The following is a 19,928-nucleotide window of genomic DNA, read 5'->3' as shown; positions in this document are numbered from 1 at the left end:
TTCTAGCACCATGTCCGTATCCCAGACACACCAGACGAGCACTGTCGGCCGTCGAGGATTCCTCGCCATCGGCGGCACCGCGAGTGCGGCAGCAGCGCTGTCCGGACTCATGGGCAACACCGCACACGCCGCTGAGGGTCGCCGCCGTGGCGATGACACGATGCAGGCCCCGGACAATGGCGGCTATGGCCCGCTGCAACCGGCTCCGGGCGGCGAACTGCTGCTGCCCGCCGGCTTCACCTACGTGGCGTTCGGCCATGCCGGCACCCCGCTGAGCGACGGCACGCCGACGCCGGCCATGCATGACGGCATGGCCACCTTCGAGGGCCAGAACGGGATGATCAATCTCGTGCGCAACCACGAGAACTCGCAGGGTGCGGCGTTCGGCGCGAACCCCTACGACCCGAGCGCGGCCGGCGGCACGACCAACCTCGTCTTCGATCCCCAGGCGATGGAACTGGTGAGCGCGTACCCCTCGCTGACCGGCACCATCCGCAACTGTGCCGGCGGTCCGACGCCGGCTGGGACGTGGCTCTCTTGCGAGGAGACGTTCACCGGACTGGACGTCGAGCGCCCGCATGGCTACATCTTCGAGGTCCCCGCCGACGCCACCTCGCCGGTGGATCCCGTCCCGCTGAAGGCCATGGGCCGCTTCACCCACGAGGCCATCGCCATCGACCCGCAGACCGGGATCGTCTACGAGACGGAAGACCGTGGCACTTCCGGCCTTTACCGGTTCCTGCCGAACGACCGTGACGACCTCACCGCCGGCGGAAAGCTGCAGATGCTGGCCATCAAGGCCCGCGCTCAGTACGACACCCGCTCAGGGCAGCGCGTCGGCAAGCCGTTGCCGGTCGAATGGGTGGACATCACGGATCCGGACCCGGACAGCAGCGACAGCCTGGCCGTGTTCAACCAGGGCTTCGAGCAGGGCGGCGCGGTCTTCGACCGACTCGAGGGCGCGTGGTACGGCGACGGTTCCATCTACATCAACTCCACGAGCGGCGGCGACGCCGGCCTCGGCCAGGTGTGGGAGTACCGTCCGCGCGGGAACTCCGGCGGGCAGCTCGTGCTGGTCTACGAGTCCACCGACCCGGAGGTCCTGCAGAGCCCGGACAACATCTGCGTCTCCCCGAACACCGGTGGACTGGTGCTCTGTGAGGACGGCGGCGGCAAGGACCTGCTGCGGGGTGTGACCACCGACGGGCAGATCTTCGATCTGGCCGAACTGGCCTCCGACAACACCAGCGAGCTCGCCGGGGCCACCTTCAGCCCTGACGGCCAGATCTTGTTCTTCAACGTCCAGACCCCCGGCATCACGTATGCCATCACGGGTCCCTGGAAGAACGGCGCCCTGTAAGGAGACACCCACACACCATCCAGATGAACGACGCCGGCCCGGCACCTTCTCAGCGGAAGGTGCCGGGCCGGCGTCGTGCAGGGTGGGAGACCGGTTACGGCTCGGAGGTGACTTCCGTGGAGATCAGTTCCGAGTCCAGGGACTTGGTCCGGGTCTCGGGGGCGAGCACCAGGGCGACCAGGGTGAGCACCGAGGCGAAGGCGAGGTAGTAACCGACGTGCGCCACGGAATAGTTCTGCACCAGCCACGCGGCGGCGAAGGGAGTCAGCGCCGCGCCGAGGATGGAGGAGACGTTGTAGGCGATGCCGGAGCCGGTGTAGCGGGTGTTCGTGGGGAACAGCTCGGGCAGCACGGCGGACATCGGGCCGAAGGTCAGGCCCATCAGCGCCATTCCCACGATGAGGAAGATCACCATCTGCGTGACGTTCAGCCCGGAACCCTCGCCGATCGAATCGGCGTCCAGCCACCAGCCGAAGCTGAGTCCGAAGGCCACCAGCAGAACGGTGATGACGATCAGGGTCGGCTTGCGGCCGAATCGGTCGGCGAGCCGGCCGGCGACGGGCACGAACGCGGCGAAGAACAGGATGCCGATCAGCTGGAGCACGAGGAACTCGGAGTAGGGAACGGACAGGCCGCCGGCTGCCTCGGAGCCGATCGCGTAGGAGAGGATCCAGGTGGTCATCAGGTAGAAGAGCACATACGTGGCCAGCATGATGAAGGTGCCCAGGATGAGCTCCCACCAGTTCTCCCGGAACACCTCCCCGAGCGGTGCCTTGACGCGCTCGTTGTTCTCCACGGCGCGCTTGAAGACGGGAGTCTCCTGCAGTCGCACACGAACATACAAACCGATGGCCACCATGACCAGGGACAGCAGGAACGGCAAGCGCCAGACCCAGGAGAGGAAGGAGCCGTCCATATCCGGGTTGGTGGAGTCGTGGTTGAAGGCCAGAGCCAGGATCAAGAACAGGCCGTTCGCCAGCAGGAAGCCGATGGGGGCGCCGAGTTGGGGCCACATGGCGGCCCAGGCGCGCTTGCCCTTCTGGGCGGTCTCCGTGGCCAGCAAAGCCGCACCCGACCACTCACCGCCGAGGCCGAGGCCCTGGCAGAACCGCAGGATGGTCAACAGTGCCGGGGCCCACAGACCGATCTGGAAATAGGTGGGGAGCAGGCCGATCAGGAACGTGGCGATGCCCATGGTGAGCAGGGAGCCGATCAGGGTGGCCTTGCGGCCGATCCGGTCGCCGAAGTGGCCGAACAGTACCGAACCGACCGGACGGGCCACGAATGCGGCGCCGAAGGTGGCCATGGAGGCCAACAGGGCTGCTCCGTCGTCGCCACTGGGGAAGAAGATCAGCGGAAAGACCGAGACCGCCGCTGTGGCGTAGACGTAAAAGTCATAGAACTCGATCGAGGTGCCCATCAGCGACGCGATCACCACGCGGGACCGGGGCACTCCCAGCTCCCGGGTGCCGTCGTCCTTGAGGTCTGCAGGCTCGGTCCGCGGATCCGGGCGTGAGCTGCCGGTAGACATATCAGTGGTCATGGTTCTCCTCGTGCACAGCAAGTGACAGTGGCCGGAAGTGACAGGTGGCCGGCCGGCGCCGGCGCGAAAACGCGAGCCTGACTTTACGCAGATGTGCCACTATGCGGACATCGTGTCCAAATAGTGAGACGGCGCGCGGTCGAGGCTGGGCGGGGCCGCGGCTGAGTGGGGCGGCGGCTGAGCGCCCGGGTCAGTCCGCGATGACCGCGACGGCCCCTCCAGCCGGGACCGTGGCACCGGGCTCGGCGTGGAGCTCGGAGATCGTCCCGGACTTATGGGCGGTGAGGGGCTGTTCCATCTTCATGGCCTCCAGCACCACGATGAGATCGCCCTCGGCCACGGTGTCACCCACGCCGACGGCGACCTTGACGATGGTGCCCTGCATGGGCGAGGTCAGGGTGTCCCCGTCGACGGCGGTCGCGGTGGCCGTCCGGGAACCGCGGGATTTCCGCCGTCGGGAACCGGCTTTGGCCGCGGGGCTGGCGGTCGAGATGGCACCGAGAATGGCGGGCAGGGTGACCTCCACCCTCTTGCCGTTGACCTCGACCGTCACAGAGCGGCGGTTCTCCACGGAGGCGTCGGTCCCCGGGGAGGTCGGGGTGGCCCCGGACCAGGGCTGAATGTCGTTGTGGAAATCCGTCTCAATCCACCGCGTGTGCACGGTGAAGGGTGACCCGTCCTGGGGAGCGAAGGCGGGATCACTGACCACGGCGCGGTGGAAGGGCAGCACGGTGGGCATGCCGGCCACCTGCATCTCACTCAGGGCGCGGCGGGACCGCTGCAGCGCCTGCTCGCGGGTGGCTCCGGTGACGATGAGCTTGGCGACCATTGAATCGAAGTCTCCGGTGATCGTCTCGCCTTCCTCAACGCCCGTGTCCACGCGGACGCCGGGGCCGGTCGGCAGCCGGAAGCGCTGCAGCGTGCCGGGGGAGGGCATGAAGTTGCGTCCGGCGTCTTCGCCGTTGATCCGGAACTCGAAGGAATGCCCCCGCAGCTCGGGATCGGTGTAGTCCAACTGCTCACCGCGAGCGATGCGGAACTGCTCACGGACCAGATCAAGGCCGGTAACCTCCTCGGAGACCGGGTGTTCGACCTGCAGTCGGGTGTTGACCTCGAGGAAGGAGATGGTGCCGTCCGCGCCGACCAAGAACTCACACGTTCCCGCGCCCACATAGCCCGCCTCGGTCAGGATAGCCTTGGACGATACGTACAGCCGTTGTTGCTGCTGCTCGGTCAGGAACGGGGCCGGGGCCTCTTCCACCAGTTTCTGGTTGCGCCGCTGCAAGGAGCAGTCACGGGTCGAGACGACCACCACGTGACCGGCGGTGTCGGCCAGGCACTGCGTCTCCACGTGCCGGGGAGCGTCCAGGAAACGCTCGACGAAGCACTCGCCGCGACCGAACGCAGCCGTGGCCTCGCGCACGGCCGAGTCGAACAGTTCGGGGATCTCCTCGCGGGTCCGGGCCACCTTGATGCCGCGGCCGCCACCGCCGTGGGCCGCCTTGATGGCCAGTGGAAGACCGTGCTCGTCCGCGAAGGCCACGACCTCATCGGCATTCGAGACGGGGTCAGCCGTGCCCGGGACCAGCGGGGCACCGACCTGCTGGGCGAGGTGTCGGGCGGAGACTTTGTCGCCGAGCTGCTCGATCGCCGCGGCCGGCGGGCCGATCCACACCAGGCCGGCTGCCTCCACGGCCCGGGCGAAGTCGGCGTTCTCGGACAGGAACCCGTAGCCGGGATGGATGGCGTCGGCGCCGGAGGCCCGGGCGGCGTTCAGGATCTTGTCGATGACCAGGTAGGAGTCGGCGGCAGAGGTTCCGCCCAGCGCCATGGCGTCATCCGCGAGGCGCACGTGCAGCGCCTCGCGGTCGGGCTCGGCGTACACGGCCACGGCGGTGAGTCCCTCGTCGTGCGCGGCCCGAATGACCCGGACGGCGATCTCGCCGCGATTGGCCACCAGGACCCGCGAGAAGGGGCGGGGTGCGGTGGTGGCATTCTGGGTCGATTGGGACATCGAGGCGAAACTCCTTCACAAGCTGGTGCAGTTCTCGGCAGGCGCGTTCCGGCCGGCGCGCGCGAGCCCACCTGCCGAGCCTAGACGTGACGGTGGGCTTCCTACAGGATCCGGGGCGATATCCCCGCGCCGAACGGAATCAGTTGTAGGAACCCCACAACTCAACCGCGCGGCCAGAACGAGGTCAGTGACGTCCCGAACTCCGTCATCAGGCCCCGCAACGTGGAGACGGACAGCCCGATGACGGCGTTGGGATCGCCGTTAACCGCCGAGATCAGCGCGGCGCCGCGGCCGTCGATGGTGAAGGCCCCCGCGCACTCCAACGGTTCGCCCGTGGCCACGTAGTCGGCGATCTCCTCATCGGTGACCTCAGCGAAGGTGACCGAGGCAGTGGCCAGCGCCCCGGCCGCCGGCGGGGCTGTCTCGCCGGAGCGGGCGTCCACGAGCCAATGGCCGGTGTGCAGTTGCCCCGTCCGGCCGGACTGCAGCCGCCAACGTTCGCGGGCGACGTCGGGCTTCCACGGTTTGCCGTACGCGACGCCGTCCAACTCGAACACCGAATCGCAACCCAACACCAGAGCGCCGGCGGCCTCCGGACGGCGGGCCACATCCTCGCACTTGGCCCGGGCCAGCAACTGCGCCGTCTCCGCCGGCCCGGCCTCGGGGCGAGCCGCGGTCACGGCGTCCTCGTCCACGTCCGAGACGATGACCTCGAACGTGATCCCGGCGGCTGACAAGAGCCGCGCGCGTGCCGGGGACGCTGAGGCCAGAATCAGCCGGGGTGCGGGTGAGCCAACGTGATCTGCTCGGTCTGCCGCAGCTCCGCCGACGCTCATGCCATGGCCTCGCGCAAGGTGTCCAAGCCCATGGATCCCAGGCGCAGTGCGCGGGTGTGGAAAGCCTTGAGATCGAACTCGCGGCCCTCAGCGGCGGCACGGGAGGCGTGCTCGGAGCGCAGTTGTTCCCAGATGCGTTGGCCGACCTTGTAGGCCGGAGCCTGTCCGGGCCAACCGAGATAGCGGATGAACTCGAAACGGATCTGGCCGGGGGAGTCGTTGAGGTGCTTGTTGAGGAAGGCGAATCCCTGCTCGGGCGTCCATGTTCCGCCGCCCTCTGACTCCGGGGCCTCGAAACCGCAGTGCACGCCGATGTCGAAGACCACGCGCGCGGCGCGCATACGCTGGGCGTCCAGCATGCCGAGGTGGTCGCCCGGATCGGTGAGGAACCCGAATTCGTCCATCAGCTGTTCGGCATAGAGGGCCCAGCCTTCGCCGTGACCGGAGGTCCAGAGTCCGTTGCGCCGCCAGTCGTTGAGCTGGTCGCCGGCCAGCATGGCGGTGGCGATCTGCAGGTGATGCCCGGGCACACCCTCGTGATAGACCGTGGTTTTCTCCTGCCAGGTGGTGAAGGATTCCTCACCCGCCGGCACCGACCACCACATCCGTCCCGGGCGGGAGAAATCGTCGCTGGGGCCCGTGTAGTAGACGCCGCCCTCCTGCGTCGGAGCGATCATGCATTCGACACGGTCCATCGGAGCGGGGATCTCGAAGTACCGGGTCATGGACTGAAGGGCCGCGTTCGTCGTCTCCTGCATCCAGGCCTGCAGCGCTCCGGTGCCCTCGAGCCGGCGAGCCGGATCGGTGTTGAGCACCTCGCGGGCCTCGTCGATCGTGGCCCCGGGGCGGATTCGCTCGGCGTCGCGCTGTTGCGCCTCGATGATGCGTGCCAGCTCCTCCTGGCCCCAGGCGTAGGTTTCCTCCAGGTCGATCTGGGCGCCGAGGAACCGCTGTGAATACAGCGAGTAGAGCTCCCGTCCGATGGCGTCCTGCACCGGGGCTGCCGCGCGCAGTTCCTCACGCAGGAAGGTGGCCAGCTCGCGGTAGGCCTCGCCGGCGCGCAGCGCCTGGGCCTCCAGCTCGGTCAGCAGAGAAGAGGGCACGACGCCGGCCGCGGACGCCCGCTCGACCAGCCCCGGGAAGAAGCCGCCGTGGGCTGAATGCGCCTCGGACTGTTCGATGATGATGTCCACTTGGCGCCGAGCCGGGACCTGGCCGGCGTCGCGCGAGGCGCGCAGGGAGGCGACGTAGCCGGCCAAGGCCGAAGGGACGTTGGCCAGTCGTCCGGCGATCTGTGCCCACTGGTCTTCGCTGTCCGTGGGCATCAGGTCGAAGATGCTCCGGATGTCTTGCGCCGGGGAGGCGATGTTGTTCATCTCCGTGCGGCCGGTCGCGTGGATCCGGCGTTCCAGGCCGACGCGCTCGCGTAGTGCTGCGGCGGTCACCCGGTCCACGTCGTCGGCGGGGTCGAGCCGGTCCAGGTCCTCGAGCAGCTGCTGGTTCAGCTGGTCCTGGGCCGCGGTCCCGGCGGGGGAGTAGTCGGAGTACTCCGTCTCGTGACCCGGATGGCCGAGTGCGGTGGCCTCTTCGGGATGCAGAGCGAGGGTGACGGCGAAGTAGCGGTTCGCCAGCTCGTCGATCGGACTCAGCTGGCGGGCGGCGCGGGAGGAATTAGTCATGACAGAACACTACTGTTTTGCCGTTTCGCGGGCAGGAAGGCGGCGACGCACAACGTGGCGCCCATCAGTTGTCGGATCTGCCCCCAGTGTGAAGGCTCAACACTGGGTGGAATTCAACAACTGATGCCTTCGATCCCATGCCCCTTGCTGAAACGGGCGCAGTGAGATGGACTGCAGGCATGGGATGGGTGTGGGCGACAGTGGCATGAGTGGTGGGCACGGTGATGTTGACGGTCGCCTTCCACCAGTTGCGCCTGGCCAATGCCGACGAGAAGATCCCGATGCTGTGGGGCCGGCCGCGCCAGCACCCCGGGACCATCTACCTGCTGCGAGCCCTCGGCCTGGTTCCGTTGCTGCTGTCCGCGGCCTCCTGGGGGCAGAGCATCGGCTATTGGTCCGTGGGATTAGTTGCCGCGGCGTTCCTCCCGACCGTGGTGCTCAACGTGTGGCACAACCGTCAGATCGAGACGGCTCAGCCCATCGCGTGAAGACAGAAGGCCGCCAAGAAACCGAAGGTGGCGAGCAGCCCCGAGTAGAGCGCCGCTGATTCGAAGGCCTCCGGAATCATCGTGTCGGTGATCATGGCGAGGATGGCTCCGGCCGCCAACGCGTTGACAAAGGCCAGGGTGGAGGGCGGCGCTCCGTCGAGCAGCAGATATCCGGCTAGGGCGGCCAATCCGGAGGCCACGGCGATGGAGCCCCACACCGAGAAGATATAGCCCGGTCCGCGTCCGGTCCGTTTCCAGCCGGCCGCGCTGGACAGTCCCTCGGGAACATTGGAGATGAACACGGCGGCGAACATCGGCACGCTCACGCCTCCACCCGCCAGGACGCTCAGCCCCAGGACCATCGATTCGGGAATGCCGTCCAACAGAGCGCCGACGGCGATCGCTCCGCCGCTACCTGATTCCGACGACGACGGCTGGTTACCTGAGCGTTTGCGGTGACGGGCGCCGAAACGGGCCAAGGCGATGTTCAAGCCCACGTACGTCACCGAACCGACGGCGAACCCCGACACGGTGGCGGGCAACCCGCCGACGTCGAGCGGCTCCTGCACCAATTCGAAGGTGAGGGCGGAGATCAAGACGCCGGAGCCGAAGGCCATCACGGCTGCCACCACGGTCCGCGGCACGTGGACGATCCAGCCCACCGCGCTGCCCAGCAACAGTGCCGCGCCGGCGAACAAGCCGGCCCCGCCGGCCAACAACCATTCCGGCATGATCGGATCCTCCCTAGTTGCGCCCGGCGGCGTGCTTCCAGGAATCCGAGCCAGGGCGCGCCCAGAGCCCCAATCGCCGACGCCGGTCCAGCGTGCGGTCGCGATCGTGCCGGCCGGCACTCTCTCGCCGGTGGTGTTCGGCTTGAACGGCCACGGCCTGCAGGACGGCGGCCAGGGCGGCCGTCTCCTCGGCGTCGAGACTGCCCTTGATGACCAGGACCGGTTCAGTGGCAGAGTCTGTGCTCTGGGGGTCTCTGCTCATAGCGGGATGTTCCCGTGCTTCTTGGCGGGCCGGGCCTCGCGTTTGTGGAACGTCGCTCGCAGGCCGCGGGCCAATTGGGTGCGCGTTTCCGACGGGGTGATGACGGCATCGACGTACCCGCGATCGGCCGCCTGATAGGGGTTGAGCAGTTCCTTCTCGTAATCCTCGATGAGCTCCTGGCGCTTGGCCTCGACATCCCCGCCGGACTCTTCGGCGACTTTGAGGTCTCGTCGGTAGAGGATGTTGACGGCGCCCTGGGCTCCCATCACGCCGATCTGCGCCGTGGGCCACGCCAGATTGATGTCCGCGCCGAGCTTCTTGGAGCCCATCACGATGTACGCCCCGCCGTAGGCCTTGCGGGTGATGACAGTCAGCTTCGGCACCGTGGCCTCGGCATAGGCGTAGATCAGCTTGGCGCCGCGGCGGATGATGCCGGAGAACTCCTGGTCGGTGCCGGGGAGGAAGCCGGGCACATCCACCAGGGTGATGATCGGGATGTTGAAGGCGTCGCAGAATCGGACGAAGCGGGCCGCCTTCTCGGAGGCGTTGATGTCCAGGGTTCCGGCGAACTGCATCGGCTGGTTGGCGACCACACCCACGGTGCGTCCCTCGATCCGGCCCAGGCCGGTGATGACGTTCGGGGCGTACAACTCGTGGATCTGCAGGAAATGAGCGTCGTCCAACAGATGCTCGATCACCGTGATCATGTCGTAGGGCTGGTTGGCCGAGTCCGGGATGAGTGAATCCAGTTCGAGATCCTCGGTGGTGACCTCCAGCTCTTCCTCGAAGGGCTCCACCGGGCTCTCGGCCAAGTTGTTGGCGGGCAGGAACTCCAGCAACTCGCGAACGTACTCGAGGGCATCATCCTCGTTAGCCGCGAGGTAGGCCGCGGTACCGGTGGTGGTGTTGTGCTGGCGCGCGCCGCCGAGGGTCTCCATGTCCACGTCCTCGCCGGTCACCGACTTGATGACGTCCGGACCGGTGATGAACATGTGCGAGGTCTTGTCCACCATGATGATGAAGTCAGTGAGCGCGGGGGAGTACGCGGCGCCGCCGGCGGAGGGTCCCATGATGATCGAGATCTGCGGGATGACTCCCGAGGACATCACGTTGTTGCGGAAGATGTCCGCGAACATGGCCAGCGAGGCCACGCCCTCCTGGATGCGAGCCCCGCCGCCGTCGTTGATCCCGATGACGGGGCAGCCGTTGCGGGCGGCGAACTCCTGGACCTTGACGATCTTCTCGCCGTTGACCTGACTCAGAGAACCGCCGTAGACGGTGAAGTCCTGCGAGTAGACCGCGACCAGACGCCCGTCCACGGTGCCGTACCCGGAGATCAGACCGTCACCGACCGGCTTCTTCCGGTCCATGCCGAACGCGGTGGTCCGGTGCACGGCCAGGGCGTCGAACTCCACAAAGGAGTCCGGGTCCAGCAGCAATTCGACACGCTCACGCGCCGTCTGCTTGCCCCTGGCGTGTTGCTTCTCGACGGCGGCCTCACCGGACGGCATGGTGGCTTCAGCTCGGCGTCGCGCCAGGTCCTGCAGCTTGCCGGCCGTCGTGGTCAAATCCGGTTCGGTCACAGGTCCTCCGTCATTTGGAACATTCATACAAGCACGTCAGCGGGTGGCGTACCGTCCGCGCGCCAGGCTGCTGGCCAGAGCCCCAGTCTAATGAGGCCCCGCGGAGAGCAGTTTGTAGGAACCGAACAATATTGAGTCGTCGTCACACCGAATAGGTCCAGCGGCCGGCGCGCCGGGCCGGTCGGGCGGAGCCCCTCTCCGCAGCGGCTATACCTGGAGATATGACCATCACGTGGCTGGACTACACCGACTCCACCCAGGACGCCCTCTTTGACGCCACTGCCGCGGAGCCTGAACGGTGGCCTCATCTCTCGGCGCTGGCCACCCTGGACCAGCGCTCCGGACGTGGGCGCCGTGGACGCCAGTGGACCACCCCTGCCGGTACGGCACTGTCCGTCTCGGTGGTCCTGCGCCCAGAGCTCTCCCCGGAGCACTTCAGCTGGGTGACGCTGGTGGCCGCGGCCGCCACCGTCCGGGAGTTGGAACGGAGAGGCGTTCCGGCGCAGGTGAAATGGCCCAATGACATCCTCGCTGAAGACGGCAGGAAACTGTGCGGGATCCTCGCCACGGTGTTGCCTCAGAGCGACCAAGCGCCTCCGGGGCTGGTCCTGGGTCTAGGCCTGAACCTGGATTTCGGCCCCCACGGGGCGCCGGTGGACACGGCCACCTCGATCGCGGAGTGGCTGCCTGCGAGAACTCCCGTGGATCCCGCAGAACTGCTTTCGTCGCTCTTGGAGGCGATCGGCGTCGGGCTCGAGGAGTTCGCCGATTCGGTGCGCGAACATCCGGGGGCGGTGGACGGAATGCACCCTGCAGCCCGTGCCGTCGTCGGGAGACTGGGCACTCTGGGCAGCAAGGTGACCCTCCAGCTGCCCGACGGCTCCGAGCTGACGGGGCTCGCTGCCGGACTGGGGTCCGGGGGGACCCTGCTGGTCGATCCCGGCACAGAAGGCAGCCCGAGCGCAGAAGGAGAGCATGGGAAGATGGATGGGACGGTGTCCGGCGGTGTCCGGAATGGCAACCTGCGGGAGATCTCCTCCGCCGATGTGGTGCATCTGCGCCGCTGAGGAACACTGAGGAAGACTGAGGAAGACTGAGCGGACGGAGCGGATGTGGGACTGAAGCTGGCCCCGGGGGAGCAGGTGCGAGTGCGCACCAGAGCGCACCCGCGCGCGCTGGCCGGCCCGGTCATCCGCTTGCTGCTGATCGCGCTGGTCACCGGCTACGCCCAGGGTTTTTTGGCCCGTTCCTCGTTGCCCGATCTCCTCGCCGACGCTCGTCATTGGCTGGTCTGGGCTGTCGGTGTCCTGGCCGCACTGGCGGTTCTGTTCGGCTGCGTGCGTCCGGCGTGGCGTTGGTTGTTCCGCCGTACCATCCTCACCACGCGCCGCATCATCCAGCGGGCGGGACTGGGGAAGTCTCGCGAACGCACTCTGCACCTGCTGGCGATCTACGACGTCCGTCTGCGCCAGCGCCGAGGCCAGAAGATGGCCCGCGCCGGTGACGTGGTCGTCGACCACGGCTCGGGCAGCCAATGGGTCTTGGCGAACATGCCGGAGGCGGCCCGATTCCGGGAACTCATCGTGGCGGAGATGGCGGCTCTGCGCCGTGACATCGCCGCGCAGGCTCAGCCGTACCAGGGCTCCGAGTCCTCTGAGACCTATCAGCCCGCGCAGCACCATCAGCCTGCGCAGCCGGGACCGAGCATGAGGGGTGGACACCATGGCTGACGACACCGAGCTAGAAGAAGCGCTCCGGGCCCAGCGCGATATTCAGGCCAAGCAAGCCGAGCAAGCAGAGCAAGCCGAGCAAGCCGAGCCGACGTCGGATTCCGAGCGGCCCCACGAGTCCGCGGAAGACGACCAGGAAGGACTGCCGGACAACACGTCGACGGCGGCCATGGCCATCCAGCGGGCCGAGGACTCGGGCGATCAGGCGTCCTGGACACAGGCCATCTCCGCCTTGGAGGGGGAGCTGCTCGGCGGTCCACGGTCCCTGACGCGTCGCGAAATGGCCGGCGAGCTCGGCGTCTCGCTGATCTCGGCCCGCAAGCTGTGGCGCGCGCTGGGCTTCCCCAACGTGGACGACGGCGACCGGGTCTTCACCCAGCAGGACACGGACGCGATCGGCACCATGATCGACCTGGTCCGCCGCGGCATTCTCAACGAGGAGACCGCCGTCTCGTTGACCCGGTCCATCGGCCAGATGACGGACCGGATGGTCGTCTGGCAATTGGAGGCGCTGGTCGAGAACAAGATCGGCGAGCAGGGCATGACGGATCCGCAGGCTCGGCGCGAGGTGGTCCGGATGCTGCCGGAGATCATCGAACCCCTCGAGCAGGTCATGGCGTACTCCTACCGACGCCAGCTCAACTCCGCGCTGCAACGGCTCACGGTGCGTGTCCAGGCCGGACTCGCAGCCAGCGCCGCCGGCCGGGACGGCTCCGAGGACGACGCTCCGCTGCCGCTCGCCCGTGCCGTGGGCTTCGCCGACATGGTCTCCTACACCTCCCTCTCACGTCGGATGAACGAGCGCACCCTGGCCCAGACGGTGCAGCGCTTCGAGAACAAATGCGCCGAGATCATCTCCACCGGGGGTGGCCGGCTCGTTAAGACGGTCGGGGACGAGGTGCTCTTCAACGCCGAGACGCCGGAGGCCGGTGCCCAGATCTCCTTGGCCCTGGCCCAGGCCATGAGTGAGGACTCGGTGCTGCCCTCGGCGCGCGTCTCCCTGGTGTGGGGCCGGGTGCTGTCCCGCCTCGGTGACATCTACGGACCCACCGTGAACCTGGCATCCCGGCTGACCGCGCTCGCAGACCCGGGCACAGTGCTCGTGGACGCGATGACGGCCATGGCCCTGGACGAGGACGAGCGGTTCGTCCTGGTGCCCCAGCCCCCGCAGATGGTGCGTGGGTTTGGAGAGATCCGGCCGTCGATCCTCATGCCCGGCAGCGGAAACGGGCTCATCATCGACTGATCTTCCGATGCAGTCGACTGCATCGGTCCACCTGGAGTTCATTCACTGTTCTCTCCCCGTCACTACTCTGATCCCGCGCAGGACTTTGCTGAGAAGGACAAAGGGAAGGATCGCCGTGGGGAAGAACGGGGGATCACGGCGAGCACCCGGTTGGCGCCAGGGGGCCGCTCTGGCCTCGCTGGGCGGCGTGGTGGCAGCGGGAGCGCTGCTGTATCCCGGCTTCGAAACCGCTAGCCTCGACCTCCACGACGGCGGAATCTGGGTCACCAGTGCTGTCGAGGACTCGATCGGCCACCTCAACGTCGAATCCAGTCTCCTTGATGGCGGGCTGTCATCACCCTTCACCGACTACGAACTGCATCAGGATGACTCGGTGGTCCTGGCGCTGGAGCCCTCCTCGGGAGTCCTGGCTCGAATCGATCCGGCGACCATGGCCCTCAGCGAGCAGGTCATGCTCCCGGGCACGCAGAACTTCCGACTGGCCGGCGGTACTGCCTCGGCGGCGAATCCCCAAGACGGCACCGTGTTCGGTGCGCTGGCCGACCCCCTCCCCGCGTTCGACGAGTCCGAGCCGCTCTATGAGGGCGACGGCGCGGTTCTGTCCACCACCACCGAGGACGGAGAGGTGCTGGTGGTCGACGTGCAGACCGAGACCCTGCACCGATTCACCCCCTCGACCGCTGGCACGGACGCCCCGAGCGATTCCGGCCCCTTGAAGGAAACCTCCACGGCCGAGCTGCCCGGAGTCGGAGATCTCAGCGAGCCGGCCTTGTCGGCCGTCGGGAAGACCGGTGTGGTGCACGATGCCGGATCCGGCACCGTCCTGTGGGACGGCGGCCGGCTGGAGGATCCGGTCTTGGCCGGAACCCGGCTGCAGGCGCCCGGGCCCGAGGCCGACGTCGTCGTGCTGACGGGTCCGCGCAGTACGGTGACGGTGCCGTTGTCCGGCGGCACACCCCAGGTCACGGATCTGACCGCCCCGGACGAGGCGCAATCGACCGCGGGCTCCAGAGACTCGGCTGCTGAGCCGGTGGTGGTGGAGGGCTGCACGCATGCGGCGTCCGCGGCAACCGGGACGTACTTGCGGGACTGTGAGGGCACCGAACAGGACGCCTTGCTCTCCATCCCGGATCTGGCCGACGGCGCCGAACTGATCTTTCGCACCAATCGCTCGTCGGTGGTGCTCAATGACATGCGCTCCGGCGACTCGTGGGTGGCCAACGAGGATCTGCGGGTCATCTCCAACTGGGAAGACCTGAAGCCGCCGACGTCCCAGGGTGAAGACACCGAAGAGGACTCCGACCAGATCACTCGAGACGTCACCTTGCCGGACCGCGATGAGGAGAACCGTCCGCCGGTCGCTCAGGATGATACTTTCGGCGTGCGTGCCGGTCGCATGACGGCCCTGCCGGTGCTCGTCAATGACTCCGATCCGGACGGTGATGTGCTCACGGTGTCGGCCGAGAAGGACGCCGGCCTGGACAGGACGGGGCTGGGCGACGTCCAACCGATCCATGACGGCGTCGGATTCCAGGTGGCCGCGGACGCCGACGCGACCGGAACGAGCACGTTCGACTACACCGCCGACGACGGCCGCGGCGGCACGGACACGGCCTCGGTCACCCTCCGGGTGGTGCCGGAGACGGCCAATGACGCCCCGCGACAATTGCGCGTGCCGACCATCACGGTCAGAGCCGGTGAGTCGGCCACAGCACCAGTGCTCACCGACTGGCTCGATCCTGACGGGGACGATCTGCGCCTGGTGGATGCGGTGGCCGAGGAGCCAGACTCCACCCGCGTCCGCCCGGACGGTGAGCTGACGTTTCAAGACGGTACGGGAGACACCGGCACACGGACGGTGTCCATGACGGTGACGGACGGACGTGAGACGGCGACCGGAGAGGTGCAGGTCAGAGTGATCGGGGGACAGTCCGAGCCGCCGGTGACCGTCGCGGACCATGTGGTGGCCGTCGCCGGCCAGGAAACGATCATCCGCCCCCTGGACAACGACGAAGACCCGCTGGGCGGTGTTCTGCGTCTCGCCTACGCCGGCATGGCGCCGAACTCGGAAACGGCATTCAACCCCGAAGCCGGTACGGTGCAGTTCACCTCGGACACCCCGGGCACCTATTACCTGGACTATGTGGCCGCCAATGAGGCCGACTCCGCCCCGGGGCTGATCCGGGTGGACGTCCGCCCCGAAGGCGGTGGCACCGGAAGGCCGATCGCGGTGGCGGATACCGCCCTCCTGCCGGCCGGGGGCGATGTCTTGGTGGACGTCACGGCGAACGACACTGATCCCGGCGGGGGAGTCCTCGTGGTCCAGGGGATCGAGGGCCTGGAGGGAGCGGACGGTGGCGCACCACCGGTCAAGGTGGCCGTGGAGAACTACTCGGTGCTGCGCGTGGTCGATGCCGGTGGTCTGTCGTCGCCGCTGACCTTCCGCTACCAAGTCTCCAACGCGGAGGGCACCACCGACGGCGAGGTCACCGTGGTCCCGTTGCCCGAGCCGGCCACCGTTGAACCGCCGGTGGCGAATCCGGATGAAGCCGTCGTGCGCGCGGGCGACGTGGTGACCGTGGACGTTCTGGCCAACGACTCCCACCCCGACGGCTCGGAACTGGTACTGGCGCCTGAGCTCGAGGAGTCCGTGCTTGCCGACCGAGGCCTGTCCGCGGTGTCCCAGGGCAAGGTCCGGTTCCTGGCCTCTGCCGAGACCGGACGCACCTCGGCGGTCTACACCGTGAGGGGACCGGACGGCCAGCAGGCCTCGGCGCGGGTCGAATTCACCGTGATGCCGGTGGACCGCGAGACCAACGCGCCTCCGGTGCCACCGCATCTGAAGGCTCGGGTGTTGGCCGGGGAGACGGTGCGGATTCCGGTTCCCCTTGACGGCACGGATCCCGACGGCGACTCCGTCCAGTTGGTCGCGCTGGATTCGACTCCCGAGCAGGGCTCAGTGACCGTCAACGGCGGTTTCCTGGAGTACTCTGCGTCCGATGGCGCCGGCGGCACCGACACCTTCACCTACGTCGTGGAGGATCGGCTCGGGGCGCGTGCCGTGGGCTCGGTGTCTGTCGGCGTGGCCAGGCCACTGGCCACGAATCACCCACCGGTGGCCGTCGACGACAGTGTGGAGGTCCGACCGGGCCGCACCTTCACCGTCGACGTGCTGGACAATGACGCGGACCCCGACGGCGACCCGGTGGCCCTGGTGGCCGGCGGGGTGTCCACCCCGAACTCGGACGTGACCGTGCGAGAGGTGGAGGGACGGCTCTCGGTGACCGCCCCGGAGGAAGACGGTTTCACCAACATCCTGTATCGAGTGACGGATCCGTATGGAGCCACCGACACCGGTACGCTCACCGTCGCCGTGGATCAGGACGCCGTCCTGTTGCCTCCCCTGGCTCGCGACGATTGGGTCGGGGCCGAGCAGATCCGCGGACAGGACGATGTGGTGGTGGACGTGCTGGCCAACGATGAGGATCCTGACGGATCGGCGAGCGACCTTGCGGTGTCGCTGCTGGAGGGCGCGGAGGGCGCCGGAGAGGGTTCCGCGGGCGCGGCCGAGGTCCTCGATGACCAGCGCGTGAGGATCACCGTCACCGATTCCGCCCAAGTCATCCCGTACCGGGTCACCGATCAGGACGATCAGTCCGCGACGGCGTTCATCTTCGTCCCGGGCAATGCCACCACTCCGCCGTGGTTGATCGACGGCGCTCCCCGCGAGGTCCGGGCAGGCGAGCCGCTCAGCGTGGATCTCGACGAGGCGATCGGTGCCCGGGGCGGCCGCGCGGTTCGGCTCTTGCGTGAGGACTCCGCCTCGGCTGCTCCGTCCGCGGCGTCGGTGGAGGTCTCCTCGGGCACGGAGCTGGTTTTCCGGGCTCCGGAGGACTACGCCGGTGCTGCCTCGCTGAATGTCACCGTCACCGACGGCGAGAGCGCCGAGGACCCCACCGGGCTCACCTCCACCCTCACCATCCCCGTCATGGTTCTGCCCGCACCCGAGACGAACCGCCCGCCCACCGTGAGGTCCAGTGCGGTGAGGGTGGAGGCCGGCGGCGAGGCCACTGCCGACCTGTCTCTGCTCGCCAGCGATCCCGACGACGATGACCTCACCCTCCAACTCGGCGAAACCCCGGAGGAACTCGACGTCGAACTGTCCGGGGCGGTGGTGACCATCGCAGCTCCCGCCGACGCCGTGCAGGGCACCGAGAGCACCGTCGAGTTCACCGCCAGCGACGGCCAAGCCGACGCCGTCCGCGGCACCGTCTCCGTCACCGTGGTCGGTTCGGACCGTCCACTGCCGCGCGCTGTCGACGACGTCGTGGATGAGGCTCGACCGGGCGAACAGGTGCTGGTGGACGTCTTGGCCAATGATGTGAATCCTTTCGAGGGGGAGGAACCGCTGCGGATCTCCTCGGTCGGGTTGGCCACCGGCACAGCTGAGGTTCTTCAGCGCGGCGACCAGCTGGCCATCACCCCCGGCGAAGACTTCTCCGGCCGCCTCCGGGCCACGTACCAAGTGCGTGATGCCACCGGCGACCCTGCCCGCACCTCGGAGGCCACGGTGACCGTGGTCGTGGCCGGAACGCCGGGGACGCCGGGCGCGCCGAGGGCGGATGCGGTCTCTGATGGCGCCGTCGATCTGAGCTGGACCGCCCCACCGGACCAAGGCTCACCGATCACCCACTATGTGGTGACCACCGTGGGGACCGGTGAGACCACACAGTGCGCCACCACCAGTTGCCGGATCACCGGACTGACCAACGGGACGGAACACCGGTTCACCGCCACCGCCGTCAACGAGATCGGTGAATCCGACCCCTCGGCTTCCTCTGCACCGGTCACCCCGGACGTCCGCCCCGATGCCCCGGGAGCACCCGAGGCCACGCCGGGGGACGCCGTCGTGGACCTCCGTTGGGCTGCGCCGGAGAACCGCGGATCGGCCATCACGGGCTACCGGGTGCGGGTCTCTCCGGCGGCGCCGGGCGGCGGCACGGTACGCAGTACCGGTGCGGCCACCTCGCTGCGCTGGGACGGCCTGCAGAACGGTGTGCGCTACCGCTTCCAGGTGCAGGCTCTCAACGGCGCTGATGAGCCCTCCGACTGGGGACCGTACTCATCGGCGGCCGCACCCGCGGGAGCCCCCGACCGTCCGTCTGCGCCTTCGGCGACGCACGTGACGTCTGTGATCGACGGCGGTGCCGTGGACGTGTCCTGGGCGATGCCGAACACCAACGGCGCGGCCATCGACCGGTACACGGTCACCGCCCATCGGGGCGGTTCGACGTCGGGTTCACGCAGCGTCAGCGGCACCACCACCACGGCGCGCTTCACCGGGCTGGACCCCTCGGCTTCCTATACGTTTACGGTGAGGGCCACGAACCGGGTGGGTGATTCGCCGCCCTCGGCCAGTTCCCGCGCGGTGACCCCTTACGGCCGGCCCTCGGCGGTGTCCTCGGTCAGCACCTCGGCCACGGGCAAGGACCGGCAATTGAAGGTCAGCTACTCCGCGGCCTCGGGCAACGGTTCTCCGGTCACCGGGTATCAGTACTCCTTGAACGGAGGGAACTGGCAGAGTTTGGGGTCTTCCGGGTCGATCATTCCGGTGCCGGCCAACGGCACGGCCTACCGCATCAAGGTCCGCGCGCTGAATGCCTCGGGCCCCGGTCCGGCGTCGGCCGCGACCACCACGGATTCCGCCTTCGGTCCTCTGAAGAACGCCGCCCAGATCCGCAGCAGTCCTCGGGTCGGCAGTGTGGTGTTCAGCTGGAACTCCCGCGCCGCCGACTATGCCAACGGGCGGCCGATCACGTCGATGACCGTCAAAGCCGATGGTCGTACGGTGGCTAATTCCGGCTCCACGACCGTGTCCTCGTCCTCGGCGAGCACCGTCCACCGGTTGCAGATCACCGTGTGCGCCGAAGACAGTCGGTGCCGTACCTTCGCCGGCACGGCCAGCTCGACGGCCCCGCCACCGAAACCCAGCCCGACGCCGACCCGGCCGGCCCCGAGCAGCTCGCCGTCGTCGAGCGCCCCGCCCACGGCCCCGAGGGCCAAGTGGAACCTCAGTGAGAACGGCGGTGGCCCGGCGGGATGTGAGCGGCCCGAGCCCGAATGCACCACCTCCGTGTTCGTGGCGGAGGACTTCGAACCCAACACGCAGTACAGGATGGACTGCTTCTCACAAGGAGGTCAGAACTACTACACCACCAGCGGGTTCACGACCGACGCCCGCGGCAATTGGACCGGCTCGGTGTGCACTTACCGGAAGTTCGAGCCGTACACCAGCGGCAACAGCTTCCGTGTTGAAGGGAACTTCCCGGTCGGCACGTCCGTGCCGGGGGGTTACAGCACCATCCGGGCGGACGGCGCCTGGACGTACTAGACCCGCTGTCTGACAGGGGTGGATCGAGGAATGGATGGGGAGAACTACCCATCCTTGCCACCTCC

General features: G+C 68.0%; 13 protein-coding genes. 6 read left to right on the top strand and 7 right to left on the bottom strand.

Annotated elements, in window-relative coordinates:
• Nucleotides 1-10: 10 nt before the first annotated feature.
• Nucleotides 11-1,360, top strand: a complete 1,350-nt coding sequence (locus tag ACFQQD_RS11850; protein ID WP_378089558.1) for an alkaline phosphatase PhoX — start codon at nucleotides 11-13, stop codon at nucleotides 1,358-1,360.
• Between the two features lie 94 nt (nucleotides 1,361-1,454).
• Here ACFQQD_RS11850 and ACFQQD_RS11845 read toward each other — a convergent pair whose 3' ends face one another.
• From ACFQQD_RS11845 to ACFQQD_RS11830, 4 genes are all read right to left on the bottom strand, one after another.
• Complete coding sequence (locus ACFQQD_RS11845) at nucleotides 1,455-2,903, bottom strand: MFS transporter (RefSeq protein WP_378089556.1); 1,449 nt, start codon at nucleotides 2,901-2,903, stop codon at nucleotides 1,455-1,457.
• A 190-nt stretch (nucleotides 2,904-3,093) separates the two neighbouring features.
• Nucleotides 3,094-4,917, bottom strand: coding sequence for a biotin carboxylase N-terminal domain-containing protein (locus tag ACFQQD_RS11840; protein WP_378089554.1), 1,824 nt, complete (start codon nucleotides 4,915-4,917; stop codon nucleotides 3,094-3,096).
• 161 nt (nucleotides 4,918-5,078) lie between these two features.
• The gene (locus ACFQQD_RS11835; RefSeq protein ID WP_378089552.1) at nucleotides 5,079-5,753 is read right to left on the bottom strand and encodes a Maf family protein; all 675 of its coding nucleotides are present in this window, start codon (nucleotides 5,751-5,753) and stop codon (nucleotides 5,079-5,081) included.
• On the bottom strand, nucleotides 5,750-7,432 hold the full coding sequence (locus ACFQQD_RS11830) for a DUF885 domain-containing protein (protein ID WP_378089550.1): 1,683 nt from the start codon (nucleotides 7,430-7,432) through the stop codon (nucleotides 5,750-5,752). Before ACFQQD_RS11830 ends, ACFQQD_RS11835 begins: the two co-directional genes overlap by 4 nt.
• Nucleotides 7,433-7,653: 221 nt before the next feature.
• Here ACFQQD_RS11830 and ACFQQD_RS11825 point away from each other — a divergent pair, with 221 nt between their 5' ends.
• Complete coding sequence (locus ACFQQD_RS11825) at nucleotides 7,654-7,920, top strand: hypothetical protein (RefSeq protein ID WP_378089548.1); 267 nt, start codon at nucleotides 7,654-7,656, stop codon at nucleotides 7,918-7,920.
• Here the strand turns inward: ACFQQD_RS11825 and ACFQQD_RS11820 are convergent.
• Genes ACFQQD_RS11820 through ACFQQD_RS11810 form a run of 3 tightly spaced genes read right to left on the bottom strand, consistent with a single transcriptional unit; the run spans nucleotide 7,905 to nucleotide 10,523 of the window.
• Nucleotides 7,905-8,651 carry a ZIP family metal transporter gene (locus tag ACFQQD_RS11820; RefSeq protein WP_378089546.1) on the bottom strand — a complete coding sequence of 249 codons (747 nt, stop codon included), beginning with the start codon at nucleotides 8,649-8,651 and terminating at the stop codon, nucleotides 7,905-7,907. The two genes, ACFQQD_RS11825 and ACFQQD_RS11820, sit on opposite strands and share 16 nt — an antisense overlap.
• Nucleotides 8,652-8,664: 13 nt before the next feature.
• Nucleotides 8,665-8,913, bottom strand: a complete 249-nt coding sequence (locus ACFQQD_RS11815; RefSeq protein WP_378089544.1) for an acyl-CoA carboxylase epsilon subunit — start codon at nucleotides 8,911-8,913, stop codon at nucleotides 8,665-8,667.
• A complete protein-coding gene (locus ACFQQD_RS11810) occupies nucleotides 8,910-10,523 on the bottom strand; it encodes an acyl-CoA carboxylase subunit beta (protein ID WP_378089542.1) in 1,614 nt (537 codons plus the stop codon). Before ACFQQD_RS11810 ends, ACFQQD_RS11815 begins: the two co-directional genes overlap by 4 nt.
• 194 nt (nucleotides 10,524-10,717) lie before the next feature.
• Here ACFQQD_RS11810 and ACFQQD_RS11805 point away from each other — a divergent pair, with 194 nt between their 5' ends.
• From ACFQQD_RS11805 to ACFQQD_RS11790, 4 genes are all read left to right on the top strand, one after another.
• Entirely contained in the window at nucleotides 10,718-11,563 is an 846-nt protein-coding gene (locus ACFQQD_RS11805; RefSeq protein ID WP_378089539.1) for a biotin--[acetyl-CoA-carboxylase] ligase, read from the top strand.
• Between the two features lie 45 nt (nucleotides 11,564-11,608).
• On the top strand, nucleotides 11,609-12,226 hold the full coding sequence (locus tag ACFQQD_RS11800; protein WP_378089537.1) for a PH domain-containing protein: 618 nt from the start codon (nucleotides 11,609-11,611) through the stop codon (nucleotides 12,224-12,226).
• Nucleotides 12,227-12,395: 169 nt separating this feature from the next.
• A complete protein-coding gene (locus tag ACFQQD_RS11795) occupies nucleotides 12,396-13,472 on the top strand; it encodes an adenylate/guanylate cyclase domain-containing protein (protein ID WP_378090120.1) in 1,077 nt (358 codons plus the stop codon).
• A 115-nt stretch (nucleotides 13,473-13,587) separates the two neighbouring features.
• Nucleotides 13,588-19,863 (top strand): Ig-like domain-containing protein, encoded by a 6,276-nt coding sequence (locus ACFQQD_RS11790; RefSeq protein ID WP_378089535.1) that lies wholly within the window; start codon nucleotides 13,588-13,590, stop codon nucleotides 19,861-19,863.
• Nucleotides 19,864-19,928 lie beyond the last annotated feature (65 nt).

This window comes from Citricoccus sp. GCM10030269, assembly GCF_042665635.1.
GTDB lineage: Bacteria > Actinomycetota > Actinomycetes > Actinomycetales > Micrococcaceae > Citricoccus.
The sequence above is the reverse complement of the archived record's forward strand: the minus strand, read 5'-3'. Positions and strand labels throughout refer to the sequence as shown.

What these genes read in the sequence shown, in the direction of transcription:
- ACFQQD_RS11850 (WP_378089558.1), top strand. Translation starts at nt 11, where the DNA reads ATGTCCGTATCCCAGACACACCAGACGAGCACTGTCGGCCGTCGAGGA.
- ACFQQD_RS11845 (WP_378089556.1), bottom strand. Translation starts at nt 2,903, where the DNA reads ATGACCACTGATATGTCTACCGGCAGCTCACGCCCGGATCCGCGGACC.
- ACFQQD_RS11840 (WP_378089554.1), bottom strand. Translation starts at nt 4,917, where the DNA reads ATGTCCCAATCGACCCAGAATGCCACCACCGCACCCCGCCCCTTCTCG.
- ACFQQD_RS11835 (WP_378089552.1), bottom strand. Translation starts at nt 5,753, where the DNA reads ATGAGCGTCGGCGGAGCTGCGGCAGACCGAGCAGATCACGTTGGCTCA.
- ACFQQD_RS11830 (WP_378089550.1), bottom strand. Translation starts at nt 7,432, where the DNA reads ATGACTAATTCCTCCCGCGCCGCCCGCCAGCTGAGTCCGATCGACGAG.
- ACFQQD_RS11820 (WP_378089546.1), bottom strand. Translation starts at nt 8,651, where the DNA reads ATGCCGGAATGGTTGTTGGCCGGCGGGGCCGGCTTGTTCGCCGGCGCG.
- ACFQQD_RS11815 (WP_378089544.1), bottom strand. Translation starts at nt 8,913, where the DNA reads ATGAGCAGAGACCCCCAGAGCACAGACTCTGCCACTGAACCGGTCCTG.
- ACFQQD_RS11810 (WP_378089542.1), bottom strand. Translation starts at nt 10,523, where the DNA reads ATGAATGTTCCAAATGACGGAGGACCTGTGACCGAACCGGATTTGACC.
- ACFQQD_RS11805 (WP_378089539.1), top strand. Translation starts at nt 10,718, where the DNA reads ATGACCATCACGTGGCTGGACTACACCGACTCCACCCAGGACGCCCTC.
- ACFQQD_RS11795 (WP_378090120.1), top strand. Translation starts at nt 12,396, where the DNA reads ATGGCCATCCAGCGGGCCGAGGACTCGGGCGATCAGGCGTCCTGGACA.